General features: G+C 55.7%; 6 protein-coding genes. 5 read left to right on the top strand and 1 reads right to left on the bottom strand.

The window, feature by feature from the left end; genetic code table 11:
* Nucleotides 1-1,642 (bottom strand): histidine kinase dimerization/phospho-acceptor domain-containing protein (locus AC07ED_RS07870; protein ID WP_478242057.1); only part of this gene is annotated, 1,642 nt, incomplete at its 3' end.
* Between the two features lie 728 nt (nucleotides 1,643-2,370).
* On the opposite strand from AC07ED_RS07870, the gene urtA reads away from it, so the two are divergent.
* The 5 genes from urtA to urtE form a co-directional block, all read left to right on the top strand.
* Nucleotides 2,371-3,660 carry an urea ABC transporter substrate-binding protein gene (gene urtA, locus AC07ED_RS07865; RefSeq protein ID WP_105235299.1) on the top strand — a complete coding sequence of 430 codons (1,290 nt, stop codon included), beginning with the start codon at nucleotides 2,371-2,373 and terminating at the stop codon, nucleotides 3,658-3,660.
* A 77-nt stretch (nucleotides 3,661-3,737) separates the two neighbouring features.
* Nucleotides 3,738-5,675: an urea ABC transporter permease subunit UrtB gene (urtB, locus tag AC07ED_RS07860; protein WP_105235298.1), complete on the top strand. Its 1,938-nt coding sequence runs from the start codon at nucleotides 3,738-3,740 to the stop codon at nucleotides 5,673-5,675.
* A 3-nt stretch (nucleotides 5,676-5,678) separates the two neighbouring features.
* Complete coding sequence (gene urtC, locus AC07ED_RS07855) at nucleotides 5,679-6,896, top strand: urea ABC transporter permease subunit UrtC (protein ID WP_105235297.1); 1,218 nt, start codon at nucleotides 5,679-5,681, stop codon at nucleotides 6,894-6,896.
* Nucleotides 6,893-7,636 (top strand): urea ABC transporter ATP-binding protein UrtD, encoded by a 744-nt coding sequence (gene urtD / locus AC07ED_RS07850; RefSeq protein WP_105235296.1) that lies wholly within the window; start codon nucleotides 6,893-6,895, stop codon nucleotides 7,634-7,636. Before urtC ends, urtD begins: the two co-directional genes overlap by 4 nt.
* A 1-nt stretch (nucleotide 7,637) precedes the next feature.
* A partial coding sequence (gene urtE, locus AC07ED_RS07845; RefSeq protein WP_478242054.1) for an urea ABC transporter ATP-binding subunit UrtE occupies nucleotides 7,638-8,276 on the top strand: 639 nt, incomplete at its 3' end.

The following is an 8,276-nucleotide window of genomic DNA, read 5'->3' as shown; positions in this document are numbered from 1 at the left end:
GGTTCTTTTCTGGGTTCACGGCCTGACGCATGTCGGTCAAAACGCCGAGAAGTTGGTCCGTTGCCTCGCGCAGGCGCTTGGCGAGGTGCTCTTGGTCCGCTTCGTCGTCGTTAAGGTCGTCGATAAGCATCGAAATCACCGACGCAGGCGTCCGCAATTCGTGACTGATGATCGAGAACATCTGCTTTTGCTGATCCTGACGGATCGACAATTCGGCCAAGGTTTCCTTGAGTGCGCGTTCTTGCAGGTGTTCGCCTGTCACATCCACCACGAGGCCATAAACGACGGGCAAGTTGTCAAAGCTGCGTTCATACCACAGGAACAGGCGAATAACGCGACGGTGATTGCTGCCTGGGGCCTCGCGTAGGCGGGCGAGGAGTGTCGTGGTCTCTCCCGGACGTTGGAACATCATGCGCCGCAATTCGGTTTGTTCATGGTCGCCGAATTTCCGCATCATCGATGCAATATCGAAACTTTGAGGAACGCCCAGCATGCGCTGTGTTACGGGATCAACCGAGACCATGCGTGATGTCAGATCAACAGCAAAGACGCCAACGCCCGCGTAGTTCCGAACAGTATTTAGACGTCGTAGCGAGCTGACTTGTTGATCTTGAAGGTGCAGCCCATGGCTGCGTAGGCCGAGTACGAAAATGATGATGCCGAGGGCGATGACCGCGTAAACTTCTATGACAAGGTCGGATTGCGAGGTGATCGTCGGAGGCGTCACAATCGCGCCAGTCATAGATGCGTAGATCAGCATCCCCGTGGTCAGGGTCGGTACAACCAAACGGATCGGTAGAACGACAGCAAAAATCGCACAGAGCGCGATGGCGTCTAGGGCAACATGAAGTTGGACCCCATACTGTCCCAATGTGGCGAGCACACCAAAGCTCAAGACAAATGGTGTTGCCCAGAGGACATCCGATGGCCGTGGGAATTGGATCATCCCAATAAAGAAGGTGGACACGACAATGCCGCCATAGCCACAACGGATCGCTGCTTGGAGCAGGAACTCGTTATCGAGTGAAAGTGCTGCGATAGCCTCTGGGAAAGACGACGCAAAGACGCTGGTGAGCGTTGAGATTGTCGTAACCGAAACGATGGAGAACACCACACCAGTCAGAACTGAAATCGTAAGGTCGACCGTGTAGGGGGCAAGGCGGTTGTTGAGGAAGTTCAGCACCAGTCGCAACAAGAACCCGACGAGGCCACCGATAAATAAGTTCACCCCTAAACCAGCCCAGAACATCCGGGCGATACTGTCCGATGTTTCGTCAAGCGGCAGGATGTAGGTAGGTATGATTGCTTGAGCCAGATAAATGCCGATGAAGGCAAGAATTGGCCAGTATATCATACGGATGGGATAGATGAGGACGCCTAGCACCAACACGAAAAGCGCCGTGTGCGGCACAAAATAAATTGCGATTTTCGATAGATCTGTTGCCCCAGCCCCCAAAGCCAGACCCATGACCCAGATCGATGTAAATGCGACGTAGATAAGGGTGTGTCGAGACGGGTGGCTCGCAATTTTAGCGCGCAACCTGAGAAGTTGAGACCCATCCAGATCGCGAAACAGCAGGGAGTCGCGCAGGTCATCTGGCGTCTTATTGCTGGAAATCGCGAAGGTGGTTTTAAGTGCCATTGGGCCTAGGTGTCTCTTTATGGTTGTCGGTCTTCCCTAAGTTCAGGGGTATGTCATCCGGATCGGTGCTGAAACGCTGCATTGGGATAAGCTGCCGTATCCATAAGGCTAACACCCCACATGATGTGCCTCAAAACGGAAAACACCCAAGGGTTGTTCATTTATGATCGCGTCTTAGAGGCTCGCAAAGTCACGAATGAGGTAGGGTGTCTCGGCGGCGACAGGTATTTGTCTTTTTGTTTCTGTCTGCGGCTTGTTCTGTGTCGGTGCTTTTTTCAGTTGATCGGCTGGCATGGCGGTCTCGCTTTACTCAAATCCACTAGGGTGACGTTAGGTAAGTATATACCTCAATCATGGCAGAGATGAGGCAGTTAAGACGTGACTAACTATGTTTTTCGGACCATTCGCCTGTGAAATGGATCGATTGTTGACGTTTGTTCTGATTAAAAAATAACCAAGGCACTCATTTGTGATTAAAAAGTGACCACCTGCGTTGAATTTTGATTTTCTGGATTTGATGAGAATTGTGATGTGCCGCGTTGCAGCATCTCCTCTTTCTCGGGCGACGGATACCGCCGCTCGAAATCGCCGCACGGGGACGCAATCCTGGCAGAAAACCGACCCCGCGCGACACCAGCAACAAAGCTGAGGCCTTAATATACGCGTTTTGACCCGATTTGACCACTGGTCACGGGCCGCGGATGGGTCTCAAACAGGGGACACTTTAGATGTTTAAAAAAATCATGCTGCCCGCACTTTCCTCCGCTGCTCTGATCGCAGGTGCAGGCTCCGCTTTGGCCGAATGTGCTGACCCGATCAAGGTTGGCGTGCTGCACTCCCTCTCTGGCACGATGGCCATTTCGGAAACCACTCTCAAAGACACCATGCTAATGCTGATCGCAGAGCAGAACGCAAAGGGTGGTCTGCTGGGCTGTGAAATCGAAGCCGTTGTGGTCGACCCTGCGTCTGATTGGCCGCTCTTTGCGGAAAAGGCACGCGAACTGCTGACCGTTCACGACGTTGATGTGATTTTCGGCAACTGGACCTCGGTCTCGCGTAAATCGGTTCTCCCCGTCCTCGAAGAGCTGAACGGCCTGCTGTTCTACCCCGTTCAATACGAAGGCGAAGAATCCTCGCGCAACGTTTTCTACACTGGCGCTGCTCCGAACCAGCAGGCGATCCCTGCGGTTGACTACTTCCTCGAAGAGCTTGGCGTAGAGAAATTCGCGCTTCTGGGCACTGACTATGTCTACCCACGCACCACCAACAACATTCTCGAAAGCTATCTTCAGTCCAAAGGCATCGCGGCTGAAGACATCTTTGTGAACTACACCCCGTTCGGTCACTCGGACTGGGCAACCATCGTGTCCGACGTTGTCGCATTGGGCGCTGACGGTAAATCGGTTGGCGTAATTTCTACAATCAACGGCGACGCAAACATCGGCTTCTACAAAGAACTCGCAGCCCAAGGCGTCTCTGCCGAAGACATCCCGGTTGTTGCCTTCTCCGTCGGTGAAGAAGAACTCTCTGGCCTCGATACCACCAACCTCGTTGGCCACTTGGCAGCTTGGAACTACTTCATGTCGGCGGATACCGCTGAAAACGCAGCCTTTATCGAAGCATGGCACGGCTTTATCGGTGACGACGCCCGCGTGACGAACGACCCGATGGAAGCGCACTACATCGGCTTTAACATGTGGGTGAACGCTGTAACCGCGGCAGGCACCACCGACGTTGACACCATCATCGACGCGCTTCCGGGCCAAGAGTTCACCAACCTGACGGGCGGAACTGCTGTTATGTTGCCGAACCACCACCTGACCAAACCAGTTCTGATCGGTGAAATTCAGGCGGACGGCCAGTTCGACATCATCAGCCAAACCACCGAAGTAGCTGGCGACGCATGGACCGATTTCCTGCCAGAATCCGCTGTTCTGGAATCCGACTGGATCGACCTGAAATGCGGTATGTATAACACCGAAACTCAGACCTGCGTTCAGTTGACCTCGAACTACTAAGGTTTTGACATTTGGGGTGGGGGCGCGTCCTCCACCCCGAACCTTCCCCCCAAGACTACCCCATAAGGAACGCGCCGATGCTTCGCGCCGTTGTGATGGCTCTGTCCATCTTCTTTTTGGCTGCTGCCGCTGCCGCTCAGGACCTTCAATCTGTCCTGCAAACCTATTCCGATGACATTGCCAAACCGTCTCGCCGCACTGTGGATCAAGCCATTACTGCGTTGATCGACAGCGATCTGCCCGAAGTCCCCGCATTTCTTCAGGCGTGGCAAGAAAAGAACGTTTGGCAGAACGAAGAGACTGGCCTGTTTTACTATGTCGAAGGCTCTGATCCGATCACGTTGATCGACCTTTCGACAGGGGTGGCTGTGGGCACCGCGCCCAAATCTGCCATGGCGCAGATCAAGCCGAACGCAGGTGTGCGTGGTGTGATCGGCTCTGCCTTGGTTCAATATCAACTGCTCGATCCTGACTATGATCGTCGGGCTGCTGCATTGGATGCGATCAGCCGCGATGGCTCTGCCGAACAGCTTGCGCCTCTTGCCGCGTCGATCGCCGATGAGCCTGACACTGGTTTGCAGGCCCGCAAAGAACGTCTGTTGATGATGCTTACAGCTCGCTTTGCGCCGTTGAGCGAGGATCGTGTTGCGGCGATTGAGGCGCTATCGTCCGATGTGAGCGTCGACGTTCGCGCGGTGATGAACCAAACGCTGACTACGACCACGGGCGTCGCGGCCACGTTGCCCGAAGGCGCCAATATCGCAGCAATCCGCGAGGTCGGCCCTGATTTCGATGTGAACACTGCCTATGCAGAGCTTGCCGCCGCTGGGCTGGCGCAGCCCACAGTGACCGAAGACGATCTGAAATCCGCCCTGATCGCGAATATCGTGGATGGCCAGATCGCCGATGTGCCAGTTGCGGCCATGTCTGATCCTGCAGAGCGCGTTCGTGCCTATCAGGGGCTTGTTGACGCGGGGCTGGCGGCACCTTTTGTCCCGATGGCGGATCGTGAGGCGGCTGTTGCGGCCCATGTGTTCTACATCCAATACGACGAGGCGGATCAGGCCGTCACCGATGCCGCCGCTGCTGCAATCAAACGGATCGAGTTAAAGGTGGGTGCCATGCAGACCGCTGACCTCGCGCTCGATGCGATCTCTTTGGCGTCAATATATTTCCTCGCCGCGATTGGCCTTGCTGTGACCTTCGGTGTGATGGGCGTGATCAACATGGCCCATGGCGAATTTATCATGATGGGCGCCTACACGGGCTATGTGATCCAGCAGGTGATACCTGATTACACCGTGTCGATTATCGTCGCACTTCCCGTTGCCTTTATCGTCACCTTTGCCGCTGGCGTCGCGATGGAGCGGTTGGTCATTCGCCACCTCTACAAACGCCCGCTGGAAACGCTCCTCGCGACATTTGGTATCTCTATTGCGCTGCAACAAATCGCAAAGAACATCTTTGGCACGCAGGCCCGCCCGCTGACCTCGCCGTCATGGTTGGACGGTGCGCTGGTGTTCAACGACGTGGTGGCGATCAGCTACATCCGCATCGCGATCTTTGTGCTCGCCGTGATGTTCCTCTGCCTGATCTTGTTCATCCTGAAAAAGACCCGTCTGGGGCTAGAGGTCCGCGCAGTGACCCAGAACCCAGGGATGGCGGCATCGATGGGCATTAACCCAGATCGCATCAATATGCTCACCTTCGGGCTTGGCTCTGGGATTGCGGGGATCGCAGGCGTTGCCATCGGCCTCTACGCCAAAGTCACGTCCGAGATGGGGGCCGACTACATCGTGCAGTCCTTCATGACCGTCGTGGTAGGTGGCGTTGGGAACGTCTGGGGCACGCTTGCGGGGGCATCTTTGATTGGCTTCCTGCAAAAAGGGATCGAGTTCTTCAACCCGTCGAACACGCTCGCCGCGCAGACCTACATGATCCTCTTTATCATCATTTTCATCCAATTCCGTCCCAAAGGCATCGTCGCCCTCAAGGGCCGTGCGGCAGGGAACTGAGCCATGACGAAATCATTCCTTGTAACGAACCGTTCGGTCCTTGTGTTCCTCTTGGTCCTGTCGCTCTTCACCCTCGCGGTGACCGTGATGGCAGAGGCAACGGGCTATGGCCTGATCTCGACATCCTTCGTCAAAACACTGGGCAAAACGCTCTGCCTCTGTCTGATCGCCATCGCGATGGATGTGGTCTGGGGTTATTGCGGTATCCTCAGCCTCGGCCATTTTGCGTTCTTTGGGATCGGTGGCTACGCGATCGGCATGTGGCTCATGTATGCCCGCACCGAAGAAATCGTCGCAGGTTCGCTGGCGAACCAACCGCTCCCCGCAACACCGCAAGAGGTCTCTGACGCCATCGGCACTCAGATTTTCGGCGTAGTGGGCAGCAGCGATTTCCCCCTGATCTGGAGTTTTGCCCATTCGCTGCCGCTCCAGCTTTTGGCGATCCTGATCGTTCCCGGATTGCTCGCGCTGGTCTTTGGTTGGCTGGCCTTCCGCAGCCGCGTTACAGGCGTCTATCTCTCCATCCTGACCCAAGCGATGACCCTCGCGCTCTCGCTCTATCTGTTCCAAAACGATAGCGGTTTGCGCGGGAACAACGGCCTTTCGGGTCTGCAAAACATCCCCGGTGTTTCCGCATCCCAAGACGACGTTTCGATCTGGTTTTTCTGGGCTTCTGCCGTCGCGCTTGGCCTCGGTTATGTCCTCTTTGCCTTTGTCACATCGGGCAAAATGGGCAGCGTCATTCGGGCCATTCGGGACGATGAAGCGCGGGTGAGGTTCCTTGGGTATCACGTTGAATCGTATAAGCTATTTGTCTTTACGATCACGGCGATGGTCGCGGGCATTGCTGGCGCCCTCTACTACCCGCAAGCAGGCATTATTAACCCCGCAGAGATCGCACCGATTGCGTCCATCTACCTCGCGGTTTGGGTGGCGATTGGTGGGCGTGGACGGCTTTATGGTGCTGTGATCGGCGCAACGCTCGTCTCGCTCTTGTCGTCGTGGTTCACAGGCGGCAGCGCACCTGCGATCAACCTCGGTTTCTACAAAATCGTCTGGACCGACTGGTGGCTTGTCCTGCTGGGCCTGTCCTTTGTCGCGGTCACGCTGTTCTTCCCCCAAGGTATCGGCGGTCTGTTCGATTTCGTCGCGGTCAAACGCAACTCTGACTATGGCCCATCCGAGGGGGCATGGCGCGCAGAAGAAGGAAAGCCGGAATGAACAAACGTCTCCTCGAAGTTTCGGGCGTTTCGGTCACCTTTGACGGATTTCGTGCGATCAATAACCTTTCCATCGCGATTGCAGAGCTTGAATTGCGGGCGGTGATCGGGCCGAACGGGGCGGGTAAGACTACCTTTATGGACATCATCACGGGCAAGACCAAACCCGACGAGGGTAAAGTCATTTGGGGCGAAAAATCCATCAGCCTTTTGGGCATGAGCGAAAGCCAGATCGCCCGTGCAGGCATCGGTCGTAAGTTCCAAAAACCCACGGTGTTTGAGGCGCAGACCGTTCGCGAAAACCTCGCGATGGCGCTGAAAAACAAACGAGGACCGTTTGATGTGTTATTCTATCGCAAGACGGCAGATGGGGCCACGCGGATCGAAGCGCTCGCCGCAGAAATCGGGCTGAGTGATCAGCTAACCCGTGTTGCAGGAGAGCTATCACACGGTCAGAAACAATGGTTGGAAATCGGGATGCTCTTGGCCCAAGATCCACGTTTGCTCTTGGTCGATGAACCCGCGGCAGGGATGACGCCTGCGGAGCGGGAACAAACGACCGACCTCCTTGTTCGGGCGGCGAAGACCCGCGCCGTTGTCGTTGTCGAACATGATATGGAGTTCGTGCGTCGCCTGAACTGCAAGGTCACCGTGCTGCACGAAGGATCGGTTTTGGCCGAAGGCTCGCTCGATCACGTGACCCAAAACCCTGACGTGATTGAAGTTTATCTGGGACGCTAAGATGCTCGAAATTGAAAATCTCACACTGAAATACGGGCAGAGCCAGATTTTGAACGGCATCACCATGACCGCAAAGCCGGGGCAGGTGACAGCGGTCATGGGGACCAATGGCGTTGGAAAAACCTCGCTCCTCAAGGCGATTGCGGGGCGTCATCCCTATGACAAAGGGGCTATTCGGTTAGACGGTAAAGACCTGCCGCACCTGACCGCATTTGGTGCCGCACGGGCAGGGATCGCCTATGTCCCGCAGGGCCGCGAAGTATTCCCACTGATGACCGTGCAGGAAAATCTGGAAAGCGGGTTTGCCTGCCTTGATCGGTCTGAACGCGGCGTGCCCGATAAGATTTTTCAGCTTTTCCCGATCCTCAAAGAGTTCCTGCATCGCCGAGGCGGCGACCTCTCTGGCGGGCAGCAACAGCAGTTGGCTATCGCGCGTGCACTGATCACACGACCTCGCGTGTTGCTCTTGGACGAGCCAACCGAAGGCATTCAGCCCAATATCATTCAGCAGATCGGCCGCGTGATTGCACAGTTGCGCGATGAGGGCGAGATTGCAGTGGTTCTGGTCGAACAGTATTTCGACTTCGCCTTTAACCTCGCGGACGAATTCTATGCGCTCAACCGTGGCGATGTCGTTCTG

Source organism: Aestuarium zhoushanense (assembly GCF_056431045.1).
The sequence above is the reverse complement of the archived record's forward strand: the minus strand, read 5'-3'. Positions and strand labels throughout refer to the sequence as shown.

Coding starts and splice junctions, on each gene's coding strand:
- urtA (WP_105235299.1), top strand. CDS start 2,371: ATGTTTAAAAAAATCATGCTGCCCGCACTTTCCTCCGCTGCTCTGATC.
- urtB (WP_105235298.1), top strand. CDS start 3,738: ATGCTTCGCGCCGTTGTGATGGCTCTGTCCATCTTCTTTTTGGCTGCT.
- urtC (WP_105235297.1), top strand. CDS start 5,679: ATGACGAAATCATTCCTTGTAACGAACCGTTCGGTCCTTGTGTTCCTC.
- urtD (WP_105235296.1), top strand. CDS start 6,893: ATGAACAAACGTCTCCTCGAAGTTTCGGGCGTTTCGGTCACCTTTGAC.